This window comes from Bacillus cereus group sp. BfR-BA-01453, from assembly GCF_022662915.1.
Taxonomy (GTDB): Bacteria; Bacillota; Bacilli; order Bacillales; family Bacillaceae_G; genus Bacillus_A; species Bacillus_A paranthracis.
Window position 1 is genome coordinate 321,444 of sequence record NZ_JAKUEN010000002.1, and the last position, 19,228, is coordinate 340,671.

The window sequence follows — 19,228 nt, forward strand, 5'->3', positions numbered from 1 at the left end:
GTATGTTTATAAATAGCTTTTTAAAGTAATATCAAAATGTTGTCTAATGAGTTTATTATCACTCATGTAAAACTCCCACGCTTTTTCTGGTTCACCGATAATTTCAAAAGATTCTTCTGTAATATATAAGGCGCAATTATCCTCTAGTGCAATGCCTTCTATATTACCTTGATGATTTTGTAAAAAGGAATGGAAGGCGTTCATTCTATTTAATTGATTATAATGTGGACAAAACCTTTTGTTCACAATGCCCCAGCCGTTGCTCTCTATATAACCAGATCCTTCATAATCTGATCGAATGCTAGATGTGAACCAACACATAGCACCAGCGCTGCATCCTGCAATGAGCGTTCCTTGCTGCAAAGCATATAATAATTTCTCATCTAGTTTATGTTCTTTCCATTGTGTAAGCATGTGAATATAGTTCCCGCCACCGAGATAAATTAAATCAGCTGACTGAATCATTTCGTCTATTTCATATTTAGAAGGTGTATCGGCTATAATACGTAAAATTTGTACGTCACAGTGTAATTGTTTTTCGAATGTGTCTAAAAATAATTTTACATAGCTTTCATCATCATGACTAGCTGTAGGAATGAATAATACTTTCGGATACTGTTTATTTGTTAATTCTATAAGTCGCTCATTAATAGGCGAGTGATTTGAATCTTGTAAATCACCGCCACCAATGACAGCTAATTTCATAGTAAAGCACCACCTAATCATTTTCGTTATATAAAAATTCGATAGAAGAGAGTTACATTCCTTCTGTGATGTAATGATTAAGTAGAAAATATAGTTTAAATATATCGGAATAGTAAAGCAAAGGCTGGTTATATTGGGAAATGAATTAGAAACAATTTATTAATATATAATACTTCATACTATTGTTTCAAAATATGGAAACAATATGTTTAAATGGATATAAAGAAGCATGTATTCATATTGAATGAGTGCTTATCCTTTAAAAAAGAATTGGAAATAATAGAGATTTTACAAATGAGTTTTTACTTTTAATAGGAAGTTGTATTACAATATGGTAAAATTATTTCAATATATTTATTTAATATAAAAATACAAAGAGGGAGCGTGAAAAAAGTGGATTTTCGATTTGAATTTACAACGAAGGTGAAGGAATACTTGGATGATGAGAAGGATGAAAAAATAATAAAAGATGGACATAGAGATATCATTTTTCAATATTTATATCCGCTAGAGAGTGAAATTGGTATTTATAAAAATCCTAACTTTACTTTTTTTGCATCAGGAAGACGCTCACATATCGTATTAGAAAACATTGAATTTAAAACAGAGGTAAATGTAAAAAGTAACATCATTGAAATTACAAAAATAGTGGATAATGTCGTTATCCCGTTAGATACTATCGTAGCGAAAGATCGGGAATTGTTTGCACTTGGACGTAATGAGAAGTTTAGTGTACAAATATTAGAGCAGTATCTCTTTGATACATTTGGTGAAAAATTAGGTTTAAAATGAATGGAATTGCCTATGATAGGTAGTTCATTTTTGTATATATCATTTACGTTTGACCTTTCATGTAATTTGTACTACAATTCGTAGTGTGAAAGGAGCCGCATTATGTTTACTCAAAACTATAAGCTAAATGAGCAAGGGTTAAATCATTTCTTTGGACCGCTTGAAGCAAAAATTATGGAGATTGTTTGGTCTAGCGAGGGTATTACGATTAAAGAAGTACAGCAGAAATTAAGCGAAGAATCACCTGTGAATTTTAATACTGTGATGACAGTTATGAACAGGTTAGTAGAGAAATTACATTTAGAAAAACAGACTGTGAAAAGAAGTGGCATATATCGTGCTGTACAAACAAAAGAAGAATTCTTATCCAATCAAACGAAGAAAATGACACAGGAATTGATGGGGGAATTTGGAGATTTAGTTGTAAATCATATGCTAGATGAGTTAGAGCAAGTTGATCCGACTTTAATAAAAAAGTTAGAAGATAAATTGAGTCAGTTAAAAAAAGAGGATTAATGAAATGAAATGGCAAATGCGTAAAATCGTATTGTTAGCAGTCATTGTTAGTTCCCTCTTTTTTAGTATGCTATTGTATTACGTTACATATCCATTTCTGTTTCAAAATAAGGCGTTCTTTCTTTCGAATTTTTGCTTGTTTCAGTTAGAAAAACATATGAAAGAATTATCGCTCATTCGTATTATAATTGCTGGATTTTTACTACTTACTGTGTTTATCGTGTGCAAAAGAATATGGCGACAATTTTTCGATACTAAAAGATTACAAAAAGTACTTATCGCCTTCGTTCGAAAAGGAAAACAAATATATATATTGCCGACTGCGGAAGTTGCGGCATTTACAATTGGATTATTTCGTCCGAAAGTTGTCGTGTCAGAAGGGATGCTTCAAACATTTTCAGATGAAGAAATGGATGCGATTATTTTTCATGAAGAATATCATCAAAACAATCGAGATCCGCTAAAATTATTTTGTTTTACGTTATTAGCAGAAGGAATGATATACATCCCGATATTAAAAGGGTTATTGCAGCGCTATCATGTGTATCAGGAGTTAGCTGCAGATAAGTATGCAATGCGTAAAATGAAATCTAAATTCGAGTTAGGAAGCGCATTATTAAAATTAATTAAAATAAAGACAATGGAAAATCGATGTGTTACAGCTTCATTTGCAAAAACAGCAATAAATTTACGAATTGAGCAAGTGTTACATGAAAAAGTTGTTAAGCTTACTATTCCGTTACATACGAATTCGGTATATGTAACAGTAGGTTTATTCTGTATGTCGGTTGTACTGATTGTTGGAGAGTGCATATAGCCTCTTTTTTTTAAGAATTAACACTACTTTATGTAGTGTTTTGGGAGGAAGAAAAGTGAAGAAACTAATTGCTATTATACTGGCTGGGGCATTAATTTGGGCCGGAGTGAATTTTTATAATACAAAGAAAGAAGAAAAAGAAAGAAAAGCGAAACAAGCGGAATTACAGAAAACAGAAGTATTACCACAAGTAGGATTTAAAGCACCAGATATAACATTAAAAGGATTAGACGGGAAGCTGTATTCGTTACATGATGCAAAAGGTAAACCATATCTTATTAATTTTTGGGCATCATGGTGTGGTCCATGTGAAATGGAGGCACCTGACTTAGTTCGTATGTATGATAAATATAAGAAGGATGTTGAAATCTTTGCGGTAAATGCAACAATAGGAGATCCAGTGCAAGAAGCGAGCGCTTTTGCGGATCGTCACGGATTTAAGTTTCCTGTTTTACTAGATATGGACGGAGTAGCCGGATTAGATTATAAAGTGTTTTCTTTACCAACTACATTTTTTGTTAATAAAGATGGAATTATCGTAGAGCAAGTACGAGGCGTACTACCTCCAGAACAATTAGAAGAGAAATTTAAGAAATTAATTGAGAGTTAAGAAGGGATTTCATAGTGATGGAGTGGATCGTGAGGTTACAACCCGTATCTCTTATAATTGGAAGTTTATTTGGATTTATGTTGATGAAACGAAAGATGAAGAACGAAAGTGTACCATATGAAAAAATGATGGATGCAGTAACAAATACTTTTCTTATCATCGTATTTGTATGGAAATTTGCACCAGCAATTTTAAATCCAATATGGGCTATTAGGTCGCCACTGCAAGCATTATTAGCTATAGGAAGTACGAAACATATTGTAGTAGGATGCATAATTGCAAGTGTATACATTGTTTGGAAAAGTAAAAAGGAGCAATTTTCGCTCCGTACTTTACTTGATGCATTACCTATTGCGCTATGTATGAGTATTATTTTTTATTTTCTATTCCACCAAAAAGTAGGAATACAAACGACATTGCCTTGGGGTGTGAAAGTATATGAATCTAATTTTTTATATCATCCTATCTTCGTATACGAGATTATCCTAGCTCTTTGTATAGTGGGCTTGTTATGGATGAAAAATGAAAGGCTTGGAAATGGAAAGAATATAAGTGTTTTTTTAATTATTGAGGGGTTTGCTCATATTATTATTTCGCTTGTTAATGAACAGAATTCGGTTCTATTTGGTTTATCGATGCAGCAAATACTAAGTTTCTGTGTTATGAGTTTAGGGATTTTGTTCGTGCCGAAAAGATAAAAATAGCCATGTGCGGAGGAATCCGCACGTGGCTATTTTTATTACATCTATTAAAAAATCGGCGGAGTAACAGAAAATAAAACAATGGCATTTTTCTCGAATTGATTTACCCATTTATGTTTTAAATAAGCGGGTATTTTTACGCTATCACCCGTTTCTAATATGTATTCTTCTTCATTTAAATGTAATGTGATTTTCCCTTCTAATACAAATGCTAATTCTTCACCTTTATGTTCTAGTACATTTTCTGATGAAGCTGTATTCGGCGGGACGGTCATAATTGCTGTTGCTAAATTTCCTGTGAAATCAGGTGATAGCATTTCATATGATAAATTATCGATAATCATTTTTTTGCGTCTATGAGAACGTACAATTAAATCGTCTGTATTGGTATCTTCAAGTAAAAAGCTAAATGTTGGAACATCAAGAGCCTTAGCGAGTACTTTTAATGTTTGGATAGAAGGGTTAGCAGATCCACGCTCAATTTGACTTAACATAGATGGTGTAATATCAGCCATCTTTGCAAGTTCTTTACTCGTTAAACCTTTTTCTTTTCTTTGTTTTTCAATTTTTTTACCAATATCTATATTTTCCATATTGAAAATCTCCTTACTAATTATTAAATTATATTTAAATAAATTAAATTAAAATTAACTAAAGTGGATAATTTATGTTAAACTATATTAAAATTAATTTAATTATAATTTATTAAATCGCAAGCTACAAGGTGATGAGGAGGAAGAGGAATGAAGGAAATAGAGAAATTAAAAGAGGAATATCCACTATTAAATAAATTGATTGAAATAGAAGAAGTGTTTTGGCTGAATCCGAACATGGAAAAGTATGAAACGGCAATAAAAGATTCGCCACTCAGTGAAGAGAATGTAAAAGATGCGGAGGAGAGGTTAAAGCGTTTTGCATCATACATTGCGAAAGTTTTTCCTGAAACGAAAGACACAGGCGGTATTATAGAATCACCTTTAGTGAAGATACCTTCTATGAAACAGTCTTTAGAGAAAAATTACGAGCAACCTATATTAGGAGAATTATTATTAAAATGTGATAGTCATCTCCCGATATCAGGATCAATTAAAGCTAGAGGCGGCATTTATGAAGTGTTGAAACATGCTGAACAATTAGCTTTGCAGCATGGTATGTTAACAGAAGAAGATGATTATTCCATTTTAGATAGTGATACATGTAGAGAGTTTTTTGCCAAATATTCAATTGCGGTCGGTTCAACAGGGAATTTAGGGCTAAGCATTGGGATTATGAGTGCGAAACTAGGTTTTAACGTAACGGTTCATATGTCAGCAGACGCGAAACAATGGAAAAAAGATTTATTAAGAAGTAAAGGTGTAAATGTTATTGAATATGAAGCTGATTACAGTAAAGCTGTAGAAGAAGGAAGAAGGCAAGCAGATGCAGATCCTAGCTGTTATTTTGTAGATGATGAAAACTCACATGATTTATTTTTAGGATACGCAGTAGCAGCATCGCGTTTACAAAAACAATTAGAAGAGTTAGAGATTGTAGTGGATGAAGAACATCCGTTATTCGTTTATCTACCATGCGGAGTAGGGGGCGGGCCTGGCGGCGTCGCATTTGGTTTAAAGTTATTGTATAAAGACAACGTACACTGTTTCTTTGCCGAACCTACGCATTCCCCATGTATGTTACTCGGTTTAATGACAGGACTTCATGATAAAATTGCCGTTCAAGATATCGGAATCGATAATGTAACAGACGCGGACGGACTAGCGGTAGGAAGACCGTCTGGATTTGTCGGTAAAACGATAGAACCATTTTTGAGTGGAGATTACACAGTAAGTGATGAAGAGTTATATAGATTGTTGAAGGAACTAGCAGATACAGAAAATATTTATTTAGAGCCTTCTGCATTAGCCGGTATGATAGGACCAGTGAAAGTATGTAAAGAAGATGAGTACTTACAAAAACAACAGTTAACAGAGAAGATGAAGAAAGGTACTCATATTGTGTGGGGAACTGGCGGTAGTATGGTGCCAGAAGATGTGATGAATGGGTATTACAAAACAGGTGTGGAATTAACGTATAAATAAAAATGGGGCTGTATAAACTGGTACCTATGTCAAGGACACACTAAAAAAAGAGGGTTTTATTTTTTCTGTAAACGGTCCTCCCGGTACTGGTAAAACAACATTATTAAAAGATGTGTTTGCAAATATTATTTTTGAGAAAGTAAAGTTTTTAAAGGAAACACAGGATTTATTTACAAAAATACAATTTTCTGAGGGACAAGAGGATTATTATTATTCATTTCATTCAAAACTTAAAGAATACCGTATTTTAGTAACATCAAATAATAATGCTGCTGTTGAAAATATAAGTATGGATTTGCCTAAAGATGAGGACTTAATGAAAAACAATTACAAGTTTTTAGGATATAGTAAGGTCGAAAGTCGCTGGGGGAAAATATCAGCCGCAATGGGGAAATCAGCAAATATAAAGGAATATTTTCAAAATATTTCAGATGAGATTAATGATCTGTGTAATATACATGAAGATGCTGAGTATTCCTTTGATAGTTTAGAACAACAGATATCAAGTATGATTAAAACCGTGCAAGTAAACGATAACTTTGATGATATAGATGACGAAAAGTGGCAATCATCACAAAAACAATTTGTTAATATTGATGGTGATAATAAAGAAGATCGAATTAATTGTGTTCGGAGTAAGCTATTCAAAACAATGATGGATGAATATTGTACTTTCTTAATTGAAAATCAGGACAAAATAGAAAAAAATTTAACTTTAGCAAGGGCTTATTTTTTAGGTGGGAAAGAAAAAGCGAATCTTGATTCTCAAATTAATGAAAAGCAAAGGGAAGAATTCATTCAAGCAATGTTTGATACCATATTCCTACTTACACCTATAATTTCTTCAACCTTTGCGTCTGTTTCAAGATTTTTAAGGGATTTGAAAACGGAAGATATTGGTTGGCTGTTTATTGATGAGGCAGGTCAAGCTACACCACAATCTGCAATTGGAGCCATTTGGCGTTCTAGAAATGTTGTGGTGGTAGGTGATCCATTACAAATACCTCCGGTTGTAACGTTGAGTGATGATCAACTCAAATTAATAGCAAACGAAAGTGCTGGAATTACGAGTGAAAGCTCATTTTTCCATCATTTAACTAGAAGTGAAGTAAGTGTACAAGAATTTGCTGATCTTAATAACAAATTTGGTGGAACAATGATTGACTCCAAAAATAACACAAAGTGGTTGGGCTCACCGCTTCGTGTTCATAGACGTTGTGACAGCCCTATGTTTGAGATATGTAATAAAACAACATACCAAGACAAAATGTTACATGCGACTAAGAACAAAGATATGGTACAGGACCCAATGTACATGAGTCAATGGTTGAATATTGGAGGAAGAACTACTGGTTCAGGAAATCACTATATTTCAGAGCAAGGAAAAAAAGCAATTGAGATTGCCAATAAGTTTACGCAAAATAATCCAGGGAAAGATTGCTACATTATTTCACCTTTTGTAAGTGTGGTTCAAAAGTTAAAACAGTTAAACAAAAATTCAGTAGAAAACAAAAAAATAGAAATCGGAACGGTTCATACTTTCCAAGGAAAAGAAGCCCCATTAGTTATTTTAGTTTTAGGAGTAGATGATCAGCGAACAGGACCGTTAGATTGGGCATCCAGCACTCCGAATCTATTAAACGTTGCAGCAAGCAGAGCAAAAAAATATTTTGTTGTAATTGGGAATTCAGATACTTGGGGAAAAAAGGAATATTTTGATACAGCTTTTAAATATTTATCGAAAGAAACTGTAAAGATAGAATAAGGGTGTTACCTTATTTTTTTCTATCTTGATTTTATTGAAGTTGCTAACTAATTTGGTATAAGAGATATAAAACTAAGAATCTTATAAAATAAAAAAGAGATGTAGAATAATCTACATCTTTTTTGTGTATTAGAAATATAACTTAACTCTGTATTATTATTAGGAACAGCAAAATGTTGCTTTTCTAAGAGAACTTTTTGGAATATAAACTTTACCGTTTTCAATTTTGTATTCAATATCATTCTCTTTTAATTTTTCAGTGTCGACAGTATGTATACTATCGCCCCATCTAACGAATTCTTCATTTTGATTATTTTGATAAAAATAATATGCTATTAACAAACAAAAAATTAACAAGCATAAAAGAATAATAATTTTCTTTTTCAAATCTATCCCCCCTAATTGATTTAAATTATAACATCGTTTATTGGACTAAACTTCCTGTTAGCGGAAGAAGAAAAACTGAAATAATAACATTTTGATTCAATTTTTTTATAAACGGTACGACATTATTTCGATTTTACATTAAGGGGTACCAACGTAAAACCGCGGCTATTATATACTAAGATATTTTTAGAAGTAAAAACCCTAACATAAAAAAACAATTATTTACGACGCCTTCTCCTTGCTTTTTTTCGCTTATTTATTTGACTATATTTTTTCATATGAGTGCTTTTGTTCCTACAAAAATTAGGTAACTTAAATATAAGAACAGAAATCGCAGAAAAAATGCAAAATATAAGCATTGCAATCATCCAAAGGTTAATATCATAGTCATATAGGGGTTACCATATCATTTCGGGAAAATTGTATGCTAAGGACTACAAAATCTTATCTTTAAAGGATTTTCATAGATAATTACATGTTCAAAAAGAAAAAAATCAAGTTTAATTGAACATTTATTTACACGCTTTATGAACACGATTATAGATAAAAAACGTTGATATTATTGAGTTTCACCCTCTGTTCATAAACATACAATTTTCTGAACACTAAAAAATGCCCACATTCTTTTAACTTTATAACACATATAGAAAACATTACTTTTTGTACATATATTGTTTTTTTATGTTCATCTTTCCTTAGGAGGAATAACCAAAAAATAAATAAGGTTTTTCTAAAATCAAAGAAAAAAATTATGAATTGACAAACTAGAGGACAAATTGTATCTTAAAAAAAGACCAACCAGACGGTTTTTGTTCTGGGAGATTTGAATAAACCTATAAAAGAAAGGAGAAAGTAAAATATGCTATCAAAATCTGACCTAAAAAGAAAACTTATATTAGATACCACTAGTGAATTTATAACCGAAAATGGGATTCATGCTGTGACTTTGGATGCTATAGCTAAGAAAGCGGGTATTAGTAAAGGGGGTTTATTACATCATTTTCCAAATAAAGAATCTTTATTAAAGGGGATAGCAGAATATATTTGCCATGAATATGAACTTGCTATCTATAAACAAGCTGAGAGCGATCCAATTTCATTAGGGAAATGGTCCCGTGCATTACTTTCAGTTGCTGAATCTGACTTAGAACATAATGCTCAATTAAACACAGGAATACTTGCAACCTCTTTGTTAAACCCAGATGTGGCTAAAAGTATAATCGAAAGTTATCAGTCCGTTTTAGCAAAAACAGAGCAGGATGGGTTAAATCCTATAACTGCAACTATTATTCGATTAGCGATAGATGGTCTTTATTATTCACAATTGTTAAATGTAGCTCCTTTAGATAAAGAAATGCAGCAAAAAGTAATTGAACAATTAGTTGATATGACAAGAAATGAGGAATAAAAATGAATGCTTATATATTATTAATTACGTCGGTTCTTTGTGAAGTATTTGGCGCTTCTATGTTGAAATCCTCAAATGGATTTAAGAAGCTTTTCCCTTCACTTGGCGTCGCAATTGGATATGGATTAGCTTTTTATATTCTCTCCTTATCACTCAAAACACTACCAATAGGTACAGCTTATGCGATATGGGGCGGATTAGGAACAGCTTTTACAGCGTTGATAGGAATGACGATATTTAAAGAAAATAAGAACCCTAAAAAGTTACTTGGCCTACTTTTTATTATAGGAGGAGTTATGATTTTAAAATTTGGAGGGAGTCATTGATTATGATGAAAGGAGAAAAGAATATGAAAAGTTATATTGCTTTAGCGATTGCTATTATCACAGAGGTATTTGCAACTTCTATGTTAAAAATGTCTGAGGCTTTTACAAATTTGCTCCCTTCTATTGGGGTAATTCTTGGTTTTGGGCTTTCGTTTTACTTCGTGTCACTTGCCCTTAAGACCATTCCTTTAAGTATAGGATATGCAATTTGGTCAGGGGTAGGAACCGTATTAACAGCATTAATTGGAGTTTTAGTTTGGGACGAACATTTTAATGTTTTTATTTTTGGGGGTATCGTAACAATTATAGTTGGGGTTGTATTAGTAAACTCACAAGGTAAATCAGAAGTAGAAAATCAAAGGTAGTTTTAATGTTAGATTTTTTTTAAACTACAACTTTATTTTATATTGTCTAAAAGAAAAATTAATCCTTGCAAACCTAATATATATCGTATACATTATGTATACGAAATGTATACCGTCTGTATACAAAATATATTAAGAGGTGAAAGTGATGGCAGAAACATATCGTAAAGCCAAGGTGTTAAAATTCCTAGAAAAATTGCGTGAAATGAAAGAGATGAATTTAAAATATTCACAAATGTATTTGATGAATTTAAAAGAATTAAATCTCCATATGGAGAAAGACATGTTGTTTCTGGAAAATGTAGAAGAAATGGAAGAGATTTTAGAAAATCTACAGTTTAAGAAAAATGCAGAAAACATTATTTTATCAACAGATCAACTAATGTCTTTTAAAGAAGCAACTAATGCAATAAGAACAATTAAAGATATAGATATTATTTTAGAAGAAGCTGGAGAGTTTTTTGACTTAGATATTCCTGAAAGGAAAGTAAAATCTGAAATGGTAAATTACACGATTCAATCTATTGACCCAATGGATATGACTGGTATTAAAAAGCAATATTATATTATGTTAGGAGAAATCGGTGTATCATACCCTGATGGAACAGGGGATGAAGAATTTGTAGCGGCCGCAAATAAAGTATTTCTGGAGTACGTTACACAAAAAGACATTACAAAAGTAGATGATGGGTTTATTGTTTCGCTACCAGTATATGCTTCTCATCAAGTGATAAAAGATTTAATGAATGCAGAACTATCAGTTCTTGCAATGGTTCCTATAAAAGAAAAAGAGTAAAATATAGTAGATAATAAGGGGAAAATAAGTAAATGGCTGAATTTAGAAATAAAGTATTAGATATTTTAGAAGAAATATGTGAAACCGGCATAGTAAAAGAAAATCTAGATGTTGAACTATTTGAAGAGGGTATTCTTGATTCCTTTGGTACGGTGTCCTTATTAGTAGAGTTTCAAGATCGTTTGGGTATTGAATTATCTATTTCTGATTTTGAGCGCGATCATTGGACAACGCCAAACATGATCGTTAGTAAACTGGGAGAAATGAGATGAAGCAACCAAAGTTTGGTCCGCTATTTTTAGCTTTATTTCTCTTTTTTGGAATGTTATTGATTCCACTTTGCTTTCTTACGCCATTAGTTAGTGAACAAAAGGTTGAAGATGCAACCACTTCACTAAAAAAAGAGATGTTTCAAGGAATTGTTTTACAGCAAAAAATGCTAATGGATCAGAAATATCTTCCTATGTATGGCTCATCAGAGTTTTCACGTTTAGATGTGTACCACCCCTCAAACTATTTTAAGATTAACAATCAAGGCTTTATCCCTTTTTTAGTTGGACGAGGTGGAACACAAAGTTTGACTCATGTACTAAGTCTTTCTGCATTAATGGATAATTTAGAAAACCGAAAAATGGTATTTGTACTCTCACCACAATGGTTTGTGAAAGAAGGCTTGGATGAATTACACTTCGCACCAAATTTTTCATCTCAACAGGCCTATCATTTTCTTTTCAATGATGAATTACAACCTGAGATGAAAAGACAGATCGCTAAACGCCTTTTAGAATTCGAGATTGTACAAAAAGATAAACTGTTAAAAAACTCATTAGAGGGTATTGTATATAATGACACAATTCATTCCCTAAAATCTACGATTTCTAAGCCGTTTGCATATCTATACCGTAATATCTTAGATCGCAAAGACTTAATGATGTCAATATTTGATATTAAATCTCGTAAGGCAAATGTTGATCCTGAATTAAGATTGCTTACCTGGGAAAAAATTCGTAACCATGCGGAGAATACTGGAGAAATGGAATCGGATTCTAATGCATTTGGTATTGTAAATCATTACTATAACAAAAATATTAAAAGTAAGTTAGATAACTTAAAAGGTTATCGAGCGCATGAGTCATATACGGAATCACCCGAATATCAAGATTTTCAACTTATATTAGATATTTTAAAACAAAAGAAAGCAAAACCACTCTTTATATCCGTTCCATTTAATGGACCATGGTATGATTATGCAGGCGTTCCAAAAGAGCGACGTGATGAGTATTATAACAAAATATATGCACAAATCAAAAGGGCTGGATTCCCCATTGTAGATTTTTCTAACCATGAATATGATAAGTATTTTTTAAAAGATACAATTCATATAGGTTGGAAGGGTTGGGTATATTTTGATGAGGAAATTCAAAAATTCTATCAAAATAAATAATGATTATTAATTGGATTTAACATAAATGATGCTTTCTGTTACTCTATTTAAGTAAAAAAATATCATGGTGAAAAATGAATCTCAAAAATATTCTCTGTAAGAGAAGCGTTCCAAAATAGTGAAATGATTAATCGGCTTCATAACATATAAGGAACCAATTATCATAACAAATGTTCCTAGTAAGAAACTAGCTATATGTCTTATCAAGTTCAGTTCTCCTTTAATTATGTTTTCTATATAAATTCATATGGAATATAACGTATTTCTGAAAGATTGTCTTTATTTAAAATAATAATATAAATTTCTATTAAGTTGATAGTGCATGTAGTCATTTCATGGAAATGAATATCTAAATTGAATATTTTAAAAAGCGTAGAAAGATTAAATTCCTACGCTTTTTCTTCTTAAGAAATATTTATTGTTGTTCTAAATTTCTTATATAAGATTTTACAGCTTGTAAGACGCAAAAGAATGGAAAAAAGATTTATTAAGAAGCAAAGGTGTAAACGTTATTGAATATGAAGCTGATTATAGTAAAGCAGTAGAAGAGGGGCGCCAGCAAGCAGATGCTGATCCTAGTTGTTATTTTGTAGATGATGAAAACTCACATGATTTATTTTTAGGATACGCAGTAGCGGCATCGCGTTTACAAAAACAATTAGAAGAGTTAGAGATTGTAGTGGATGAAGAGCATCCTTTATTCGTTTATCTGCCATGCGGAGTAGGTGGCGGACCTGGCAGAGTCGCATTTGGTTTAAAGTTATTGTATAAAGACAACGTACACTGTTTCTTTGCAGAGCCAACGCATTCACCATGTATGTTACTTGGGTTAATGACAGGACTTCATGATAAAATCGCCGTTCAAGATATCGGAATTGATAATGTAACAGACGCGGACGGACTAGCGGTAGGAAGACCGTCTGGATTTGTCGGTAAAACGATAGAACCATTTTTGAGTGGAGATTACACAGTAAGTGATGAAGAGTTATATAGATTATTAAAAGAACTAGCTGATACGGAAAATATTTATTTAGAGCCTTCTGCATTAGCCGGTATGATAGGACCAGTGAAAGTATGTACAGAAGATGCGTATTTACAAAAGCAACAGTTAATAGAGAAGATGAAGAAAGGTACTCATATTGTGTGGGGAACAGGCGGTAGTATGGTTCCGAAAGATGTGATGAATGGATATTATAAGAAAAGTTCGGAATAAGCACCAATAAGAAGAATGAGGCTAATTATAGCCTCATTCTTTCATGTACATAAAAATCTTTGTTATTTTCACAATAGTTCTTTATAGTATATATAAAGGATAATTAATATTGTATAAATACAACAAAAAGCTTTATTTTACATAATAAGAGGATGTGTATACGATGTCATTACAGACTAAATATATAGCGGGTATTTCGCTTGGGGTTATGGGGGTAGGTTTTGCGGCTTCTATTCCTTTTCAAGGGTCGGTAGCTGGTGAGATTATTCAAGGTGGATTTGAAGCTGGGTTAGTTGGTGGACTTGCGGATTGGTTCGCAGTTACAGCATTATTCCGTCACCCGATGGGAATTCCAATTCCGCATACAGCTTTGTTACCGAAAAACCGTAAACGAGTAACGAAAGGGCTCATCAATACGTTAGAAAATGAGTGGCTAACGAAAGAAAGCATTACGAATAAAGTAAAAGAAATGCAACTAGCACAAATGGTGCTGCAAATTGCTGAGAGAGAAATGCAGTCTGATGCTGTGAAAAAAGGGATTGTAACGATTGCGGAGAAAGCGATTGTTTCAATAGATACGGAAAAATTAGCGGTTATTATTGAAAAAGAATTAAAAACATATTTGCATACAATGAATACAAGTAACATTTTACAAGTGCTTGTTGATCAATTAGTTGTGCAAGAATATGATGAAAAGACACTTGATTACATATTAGTAAAAGTGAAAGACTGGACAGCGCAAGATGAAGCGCGTTACCAACTCGGAAGCTTAGGTATGAAGGCGATGGAAAATATAAAAGTAGATGGATTCTTGCAGTTTACTTTGAAATCATTTATGAATATTGTAGATGAAGATAAAATTGGCGGCATTTTGCAGAAGTTTATTATTAGTAATATTAACAGCTTACAAGATGCTGATAATAGCACGAGACAACTTATATTAGCGAAAATTCGTCAAGAAATTATAAATGTAAAAGAAAATGAAGCGTTGCTACAGGAATTAGAAAAATGGAAAGAAAAGTGGATTGCAAATTGGGATGGTACTGAAAAAATAAAAGGAATGCTTGAGCAAGTACAACAAAAAGCAGTTGCCTTTGTAAACAATGAAGAATTTGCGGATAAGTATGTTATTCCATTTTTACAAAAACAAATGAATAAAATAAAAGATGACGAAGTGACTGTTCAAAAAATAGAAGATTGGTTACAAAAACAAGTTGTGAAGCTTGTTGAGAATAACCATTCGAAAATCGGAAAGCTTGTGCAAGAAAATCTTGATAAGTTAGATGATAAAACGTTAATTGAAATGATTGAAAATAACGTCGGTAAAGATTTGCAATGGATCCGAGTAAACGGAGCTGTTTGCGGATTTATGATTGGCTTAGTGTTAGAGGGAATTAAAGCGATTATATGAGAAAAACCTTCCGCAATTGCGGAAGGTTTTTTTTATTTTTCAATAACGCTCATATTTAAATTGTAAGCTTTCTCAATATTTAACTTGTATGTTCCATTCCCGGTTTTAATCGAATTTTTATACCAATGTTCTTGCCCGTTTAATTCTGGATTTTCTTCTGAAGTATTCTCTTCTTTTTTTGTTACATCTTCAACTTGTTCCCAAGGTGTATTGCCATGTGGTTCCTTTTGATTTGTTACTGCTGTTAAAAATACATCACTCTCTTTTGCAAGATGGACAGACACTCTTGAGCTTTCTTGTACAAACCAATTATTTTGTAATTGCCCTGGATAAAGGGATAGTTCGTTATTTGAAGCACGAACTTCTACATTTTTATTTTGTGGAAGAACGAGTGTCGGTTTGACCTGTGGTGCGGAATTCCATAACGTATGTTGAACTGGTAATGATTTTAAAGTGATATACATTGTTTCCCCGGCTGTTTGAACGGAAAGAAAATCTTCTTGTTTTAAATTAAGTTTTTCATTAGCTTTCGTCGTCATTTCATATGTTCCAAGAAGATGAATTTGATTTGTATCATTTCCCTCTATTGTTAGAGGATGCTGTCCTGCATCCACTACAATTTTCTTTATAGATTCAGGTATATTAAGTTGTCCACTTGGAATATTACTCGTTTGGCGAGTGGTATGAATAGAATGACGAACCTCATCTAGTAATCCAGTTGATAATAAACAGTAAAAAGCAATGCCAACACTTCCTAAAACACCGATAAAGAAAATACTAAAAATATCATATTTAATAAATGATTGTTCCTTCTTAGAAATTAGAAGGTAAAGTAAAATTTCCACGCCAAGTATAATAAGTAAAACAGGCCACCATGCTGTTAAGGAATCTAATACCTCAGTACCTTTTATAACTGAAAATAGTAAGAAGCAACCTAATGCAATAATAGAAAGCCCCATTGAAAATGTTCCAACGCGCCATGTTCTCATTCTTTCGTACCACCTTTATTTTCTTTATTTCCAAGTAACAATTTAAAGCCGCCACCAATTAAGAGGAGTGCAACGATAGATGTTTGGAAATAGCGATAATACAGCTCGCTAAGATGAATGTTAAATATAGTTGCAAAGTAATCATTCAAAATAGGAAGGACTGTTTGATCTAATAAATAATAACCACCGAGTGTAATTAACCCAATACCGATCCATCTTTGATGATTGATAAAATAATCAATGATAGGTTCGTCATGTACACGTTCTTTTCCATACTTTGCAGTTTGCTGTAAAGCGTCAAAAAAGCTATAGAACCAAATGATTGGAACTAAAAATAAAAACGCAGAAAGTCTTAATAAGTCAAGTAAGTATATGGAAAGTAAAAAGGCTGCCATAAGCTGAAGACCGCGTCGCTGTAAGCCTAAATACATATGTCCTGCTCCGGGGAACATCGCTAAAATAGAAGCGAATGTTTTACTTTTCTTTCCTTGTTCACGGTGCTCTTCAAACTCTTCGAAAATCGTACGATCATCTAGTTGCTCGCCACGTTCTTTTTTCTGGAGTTGCTGAACAACATCGAAGAAATTGTAAATCCATAAAACAGGTAACGTCACGAGAAAGATAAGAAAACTTTCTTGAGATGTTAAAAGTGCAACGAAAATAATCATACTTCCGATTCCTGTGCAAGCTACTAAAAATGTAAGTCCACGTTGCATAAGTCCTAATTGAAAATGTCCAAGTCCAGGAATGATTGATAGAAGAATGATATAAAATCGTTCGCTCTCTTTAGAGGACTCTGTTAATTCTCCGGTTGCTTGTTTTTTCGATTGGTTAATAATTGTGATAACTAAATCTAGTAAGTTGACCACCCATAACACGGCTAGTAAAAATAGAGAAAGAAAAGCAAGTTCGCGCGCTATTAATTCTACTACGCAAAAAACTGCGAAAGAAAATAGTAATAAAGCTCCTCCGCTGTATAAAATAAACCGTCCGAATTTCTTTAAATATAAATGTCCAAGCCCAGGAATTAGCCCTAATACAAGTGCTAAAAAGGGATTTTTATTCATGCTTTGAACCTCCGTCCTTTTTTGATGTGTCTACTGATTTGTTTACAATTTGTTGTGAGATAGAAGACTCGTTATGTTTTGAAGATTTCTCTAAATTTGATGTCGCTGTAAAAATATATTGGAATAAACCACTTACCATAAAAATAATTGTAGCCGCAGTGGCAATTATGTAGTGAATCATGGTGCGCTTTAGTGAGTTTGTTTTTATATTTTCATTAGGTTGCAGCGTTTCAAAATCAATTTGCGTCATAACTTCATTCGTAAATGAATCATCATTTATCATTGGAAGGTTTTCCTGTTGTTCATCGATACTTTCCATATAAAGTGCTAAACAATGGTCACATTCATAAAGGTGTTCTTCCATAGATTCACGTTCATTGTTCTCTATAAAATCTAGTGTATAATTGCGCCAATCTTCTTTTGAATAATGCATCATAGAAACTCTTCCTCCTTCCAATGTTTTTTAATCCATTTTCTTGCTCGATACAGTTTCATTTCGACTGTTTTCACTTCGATGTTTTCCTGTAAAGCAATTTCTTGATAGCTTTTTTCTTCTAAGTAATGTGCGAGAACGACGTCACGGTAATTTTCGGGAAGTTCTCTCAGTTTTTGAGCGATGAGTAATTTTTGCTCTTTCGTCAATAATAAAGCCTCAATATTTTGAGAGGATTTTATATTTTCCTCAGTTTCTTTACATAAGGAGAGTTCTTCGTTTTCTCTAGCTTTTTTTCTCTTATAATCAATAGCGTGATTGGTGGCAATACGTGCCATCCACGTTTTTAATCCGCGAAATTGATAATTTGGGAGAGAGGCGTGAATTTTTACGAATACTTCTTGTGTAACATCTTTCGCATCTTCTTCATGTCTTAAAATAGAAAAGATAACTTGGAAAATATAGTGACGATATGTTTGCACAAGGATACGAAAAGCATGTTCGCTTCCTTGCTGTGCTTTTTCAATTAATTGTTTTTCCTCAATGGGTCTCTCCCTCCTTTTTGACGCATTCTATTATATAGACGTAAGAAATGACTGGTCCCCCTACACATGTTGTAAAAAAAGAATAATATATTTTTAGAAAGGAGGCTATATGAAAAAAGGTGTGAAAAAATGGTAAAGAGAAGTATATAATGAGCAAGTGGGAAATGTTATAGGAAGAAAGGATGTGAATGTTAGTAGGGGAATGTCCATACTAACAAACATGAAAATAAAAATATTAATAGCAGATGATAATTCTTTTATTAGAGAAGGTATGAAAATTATTTTAAATACATATGAAGAGTTCGAAGTGGTAGATACAGTAAATGATGGGAGAGAAGCAGTGGACTATTGCAAAAAGAACGACATTGATATCGCCCTTTTAGATGTTCGTATGCCAAATATGAACGGGGTAGAGGCGACGAAATTCATTTGTGAAGAGACGAAAACGAAGCCACTAATTTTAACGACGTTTGATGATGATGAATATATTTTGGACGCAGTGAAGAACGGTGCAAAAGGTTATTTATTAAAAAATAATGATCCGGAGCGTATTCGTGATGCGATAAAAGGAGTATATAACGGCCAAACTGTTATGCAAGATGTAGTTCTCGATAAAATTAAGTCTAATTTAATGGAAAGTAAAGAGGAAGAATGTAAAATAGATAAAAGTCTTTTTACTGAAAGAGAGCTGAGTATTATCGCATTAATTGCAAAAGGCTTTTCGAATAAAGAAATTTCAAAGCAACTTTTCATATCAGAAGGAACAATTGCAAATTATATTACATCAGTTTTAGGGAAAACCGGACTGGAACATCGTACACAAATTGCGATTTATTACTTAACAGGGAAAGTAGATTAAA

General features: G+C 32.7%; 21 protein-coding genes and 2 pseudogenes. 16 read left to right on the forward strand and 7 right to left on the reverse strand.

All coding sequences use genetic code 11. The annotated features are described in order from the left end of the window. Positions 1-6 precede the first annotated feature (6 nt). Positions 7-705, reverse strand: coding sequence for a peptidase E (locus tag MR070_RS06425; RefSeq protein WP_000762147.1), 699 nt, complete (start codon positions 703-705; stop codon positions 7-9). Positions 706-1,098: 393 nt separating this feature from the next. Here MR070_RS06425 and MR070_RS06430 point away from each other — a divergent pair, with 393 nt between their 5' ends. From MR070_RS06430 to MR070_RS06450, 5 genes are all read left to right on the forward strand, one after another. After that, on the forward strand, positions 1,099-1,497 hold the full coding sequence (locus MR070_RS06430; protein ID WP_001983153.1) for a DUF3942 family protein: 399 nt from the start codon (positions 1,099-1,101) through the stop codon (positions 1,495-1,497). Between the two features lie 102 nt (positions 1,498-1,599). Further along, on the forward strand, positions 1,600-2,013 hold the full coding sequence (locus tag MR070_RS06435; protein WP_000495065.1) for a BlaI/MecI/CopY family transcriptional regulator: 414 nt from the start codon (positions 1,600-1,602) through the stop codon (positions 2,011-2,013). A gap of 4 nt (positions 2,014-2,017) precedes the next feature. After that, the gene (locus tag MR070_RS06440) at positions 2,018-2,830 is read left to right on the forward strand and encodes a M56 family metallopeptidase (RefSeq protein WP_242260814.1); all 813 of its coding nucleotides are present in this window, start codon (positions 2,018-2,020) and stop codon (positions 2,828-2,830) included. Between the two features lie 55 nt (positions 2,831-2,885). Next, the gene (locus tag MR070_RS06445; RefSeq protein WP_242260817.1) at positions 2,886-3,440 is read left to right on the forward strand and encodes a TlpA family protein disulfide reductase; all 555 of its coding nucleotides are present in this window, start codon (positions 2,886-2,888) and stop codon (positions 3,438-3,440) included. A gap of 17 nt (positions 3,441-3,457) precedes the next feature. Then, positions 3,458-4,138: a prolipoprotein diacylglyceryl transferase family protein gene (locus MR070_RS06450; protein ID WP_242260818.1), complete on the forward strand. Its 681-nt coding sequence runs from the start codon at positions 3,458-3,460 to the stop codon at positions 4,136-4,138. A gap of 50 nt (positions 4,139-4,188) precedes the next feature. Here MR070_RS06450 and MR070_RS06455 read toward each other — a convergent pair whose 3' ends face one another. Further along, positions 4,189-4,734 (reverse strand): helix-turn-helix domain-containing protein, encoded by a 546-nt coding sequence (locus MR070_RS06455; RefSeq protein ID WP_242260819.1) that lies wholly within the window; start codon positions 4,732-4,734, stop codon positions 4,189-4,191. Positions 4,735-4,884: 150 nt separating this feature from the next. On the opposite strand from MR070_RS06455, the gene dsdA reads away from it, so the two are divergent. Next, complete coding sequence (dsdA, locus tag MR070_RS06460; protein WP_242260822.1) at positions 4,885-6,219, forward strand: D-serine ammonia-lyase; 1,335 nt, start codon at positions 4,885-4,887, stop codon at positions 6,217-6,219. Between the two features lie 43 nt (positions 6,220-6,262). After that, positions 6,263-7,984 (forward strand): annotated as a pseudogene (locus MR070_RS06465) (AAA domain-containing protein); the annotation flags it as partial. 159 nt (positions 7,985-8,143) lie between these two features. On the opposite strand, the gene MR070_RS06470 reads toward MR070_RS06465, so the two are convergent. Beyond that, on the reverse strand, positions 8,144-8,371 hold the full coding sequence (locus MR070_RS06470) for a DUF3139 domain-containing protein (RefSeq protein WP_000726844.1): 228 nt from the start codon (positions 8,369-8,371) through the stop codon (positions 8,144-8,146). Between the two features lie 859 nt (positions 8,372-9,230). On the opposite strand from MR070_RS06470, the gene MR070_RS06475 reads away from it, so the two are divergent. The 8 genes and pseudogenes from MR070_RS06475 (at position 9,231) to MR070_RS06510 (ending at position 15,334) form a co-directional block, all read left to right on the forward strand. Beyond that, positions 9,231-9,779 carry a TetR/AcrR family transcriptional regulator gene (locus MR070_RS06475; RefSeq protein ID WP_000949575.1) on the forward strand — a complete coding sequence of 183 codons (549 nt, stop codon included), beginning with the start codon at positions 9,231-9,233 and terminating at the stop codon, positions 9,777-9,779. Positions 9,780-9,781: 2 nt separating this feature from the next. Then, on the forward strand, positions 9,782-10,105 hold the full coding sequence (locus MR070_RS06480; protein ID WP_000995315.1) for a DMT family transporter: 324 nt from the start codon (positions 9,782-9,784) through the stop codon (positions 10,103-10,105). 23 nt (positions 10,106-10,128) lie between these two features. After that, on the forward strand, positions 10,129-10,470 hold the full coding sequence (locus MR070_RS06485; RefSeq protein ID WP_041184198.1) for a DMT family transporter: 342 nt from the start codon (positions 10,129-10,131) through the stop codon (positions 10,468-10,470). Between the two features lie 148 nt (positions 10,471-10,618). After that, positions 10,619-11,266 (forward strand): glycoside hydrolase family 18 protein, encoded by a 648-nt coding sequence (locus tag MR070_RS06490; protein WP_044790516.1) that lies wholly within the window; start codon positions 10,619-10,621, stop codon positions 11,264-11,266. Between the two features lie 32 nt (positions 11,267-11,298). Beyond that, positions 11,299-11,538 (forward strand): D-alanine--poly(phosphoribitol) ligase subunit DltC, encoded by a 240-nt coding sequence (dltC, locus tag MR070_RS06495; RefSeq protein WP_000807386.1) that lies wholly within the window; start codon positions 11,299-11,301, stop codon positions 11,536-11,538. Then, positions 11,535-12,710 (forward strand): D-alanyl-lipoteichoic acid biosynthesis protein DltD, encoded by a 1,176-nt coding sequence (gene dltD / locus MR070_RS06500; protein ID WP_000812862.1) that lies wholly within the window; start codon positions 11,535-11,537, stop codon positions 12,708-12,710. The genes dltC and dltD overlap by 4 nt, the downstream gene beginning before the upstream one ends. Before the next feature lie 460 nt (positions 12,711-13,170). Then, positions 13,171-13,923: pseudogene (locus MR070_RS06505) on the forward strand (D-serine ammonia-lyase); the annotation flags it as partial. Between the two features lie 163 nt (positions 13,924-14,086). Next, positions 14,087-15,334 (forward strand): DUF445 domain-containing protein, encoded by a 1,248-nt coding sequence (locus MR070_RS06510; protein ID WP_242260824.1) that lies wholly within the window; start codon positions 14,087-14,089, stop codon positions 15,332-15,334. Between the two features lie 32 nt (positions 15,335-15,366). Here the strand turns inward: MR070_RS06510 and exsE are convergent, their stop codons facing one another. From exsE to MR070_RS06530, 4 genes are read right to left on the reverse strand one after another with little or no spacing between them, the layout of a single operon-like run. After that, positions 15,367-16,323, reverse strand: a complete 957-nt coding sequence (exsE, locus tag MR070_RS06515) for an exosporium protein ExsE (protein WP_242260826.1) — start codon at positions 16,321-16,323, stop codon at positions 15,367-15,369. After that, positions 16,320-17,390: a hypothetical protein gene (locus MR070_RS06520; protein WP_001039091.1), complete on the reverse strand. Its 1,071-nt coding sequence runs from the start codon at positions 17,388-17,390 to the stop codon at positions 16,320-16,322. Before MR070_RS06520 ends, exsE begins: the two co-directional genes overlap by 4 nt. Continuing rightward, complete coding sequence (locus MR070_RS06525) at positions 17,383-17,826, reverse strand: hypothetical protein (protein WP_242260827.1); 444 nt, start codon at positions 17,824-17,826, stop codon at positions 17,383-17,385. The genes MR070_RS06520 and MR070_RS06525 overlap by 8 nt, the downstream gene beginning before the upstream one ends. Then, on the reverse strand, positions 17,823-18,305 hold the full coding sequence (locus tag MR070_RS06530; RefSeq protein WP_001195476.1) for an RNA polymerase sigma factor: 483 nt from the start codon (positions 18,303-18,305) through the stop codon (positions 17,823-17,825). Before MR070_RS06530 ends, MR070_RS06525 begins: the two co-directional genes overlap by 4 nt. A 283-nt stretch (positions 18,306-18,588) precedes the next feature. Here MR070_RS06530 and MR070_RS06535 point away from each other — a divergent pair, with 283 nt between their 5' ends. Beyond that, a complete protein-coding gene (locus MR070_RS06535) occupies positions 18,589-19,227 on the forward strand; it encodes a response regulator transcription factor (protein ID WP_000694113.1) in 639 nt (212 codons plus the stop codon). Position 19,228 lies beyond the last annotated feature (1 nt).

Excerpts from the sequence above, each read along its gene's own strand:
- MR070_RS06425 (WP_000762147.1), bottom strand. The coding sequence starts at position 705 with ATGAAATTAGCTGTCATTGGTGGCGGTGATTTACAAGATTCAAATCAC.
- MR070_RS06435 (WP_000495065.1), top strand. The coding sequence starts at position 1,600 with ATGTTTACTCAAAACTATAAGCTAAATGAGCAAGGGTTAAATCATTTC.
- MR070_RS06440 (WP_242260814.1), top strand. The coding sequence starts at position 2,018 with ATGAAATGGCAAATGCGTAAAATCGTATTGTTAGCAGTCATTGTTAGT.
- MR070_RS06450 (WP_242260818.1), top strand. The coding sequence starts at position 3,458 with ATGGAGTGGATCGTGAGGTTACAACCCGTATCTCTTATAATTGGAAGT.
- MR070_RS06455 (WP_242260819.1), bottom strand. The coding sequence starts at position 4,734 with ATGGAAAATATAGATATTGGTAAAAAAATTGAAAAACAAAGAAAAGAA.
- dsdA (WP_242260822.1), top strand. The coding sequence starts at position 4,885 with ATGAAGGAAATAGAGAAATTAAAAGAGGAATATCCACTATTAAATAAA.
- MR070_RS06475 (WP_000949575.1), top strand. The coding sequence starts at position 9,231 with ATGCTATCAAAATCTGACCTAAAAAGAAAACTTATATTAGATACCACT.
- MR070_RS06480 (WP_000995315.1), top strand. The coding sequence starts at position 9,782 with ATGAATGCTTATATATTATTAATTACGTCGGTTCTTTGTGAAGTATTT.
- MR070_RS06485 (WP_041184198.1), top strand. The coding sequence starts at position 10,129 with ATGAAAAGTTATATTGCTTTAGCGATTGCTATTATCACAGAGGTATTT.
- MR070_RS06490 (WP_044790516.1), top strand. The coding sequence starts at position 10,619 with ATGGCAGAAACATATCGTAAAGCCAAGGTGTTAAAATTCCTAGAAAAA.
- dltC (WP_000807386.1), top strand. The coding sequence starts at position 11,299 with ATGGCTGAATTTAGAAATAAAGTATTAGATATTTTAGAAGAAATATGT.
- dltD (WP_000812862.1), top strand. The coding sequence starts at position 11,535 with ATGAAGCAACCAAAGTTTGGTCCGCTATTTTTAGCTTTATTTCTCTTT.
- MR070_RS06510 (WP_242260824.1), top strand. The coding sequence starts at position 14,087 with ATGTCATTACAGACTAAATATATAGCGGGTATTTCGCTTGGGGTTATG.
- exsE (WP_242260826.1), bottom strand. The coding sequence starts at position 16,323 with ATGAGAACATGGCGCGTTGGAACATTTTCAATGGGGCTTTCTATTATT.
- MR070_RS06520 (WP_001039091.1), bottom strand. The coding sequence starts at position 17,390 with ATGAATAAAAATCCCTTTTTAGCACTTGTATTAGGGCTAATTCCTGGG.
- MR070_RS06525 (WP_242260827.1), bottom strand. The coding sequence starts at position 17,826 with ATGATGCATTATTCAAAAGAAGATTGGCGCAATTATACACTAGATTTT.
- MR070_RS06535 (WP_000694113.1), top strand. The coding sequence starts at position 18,589 with ATGAAAATAAAAATATTAATAGCAGATGATAATTCTTTTATTAGAGAA.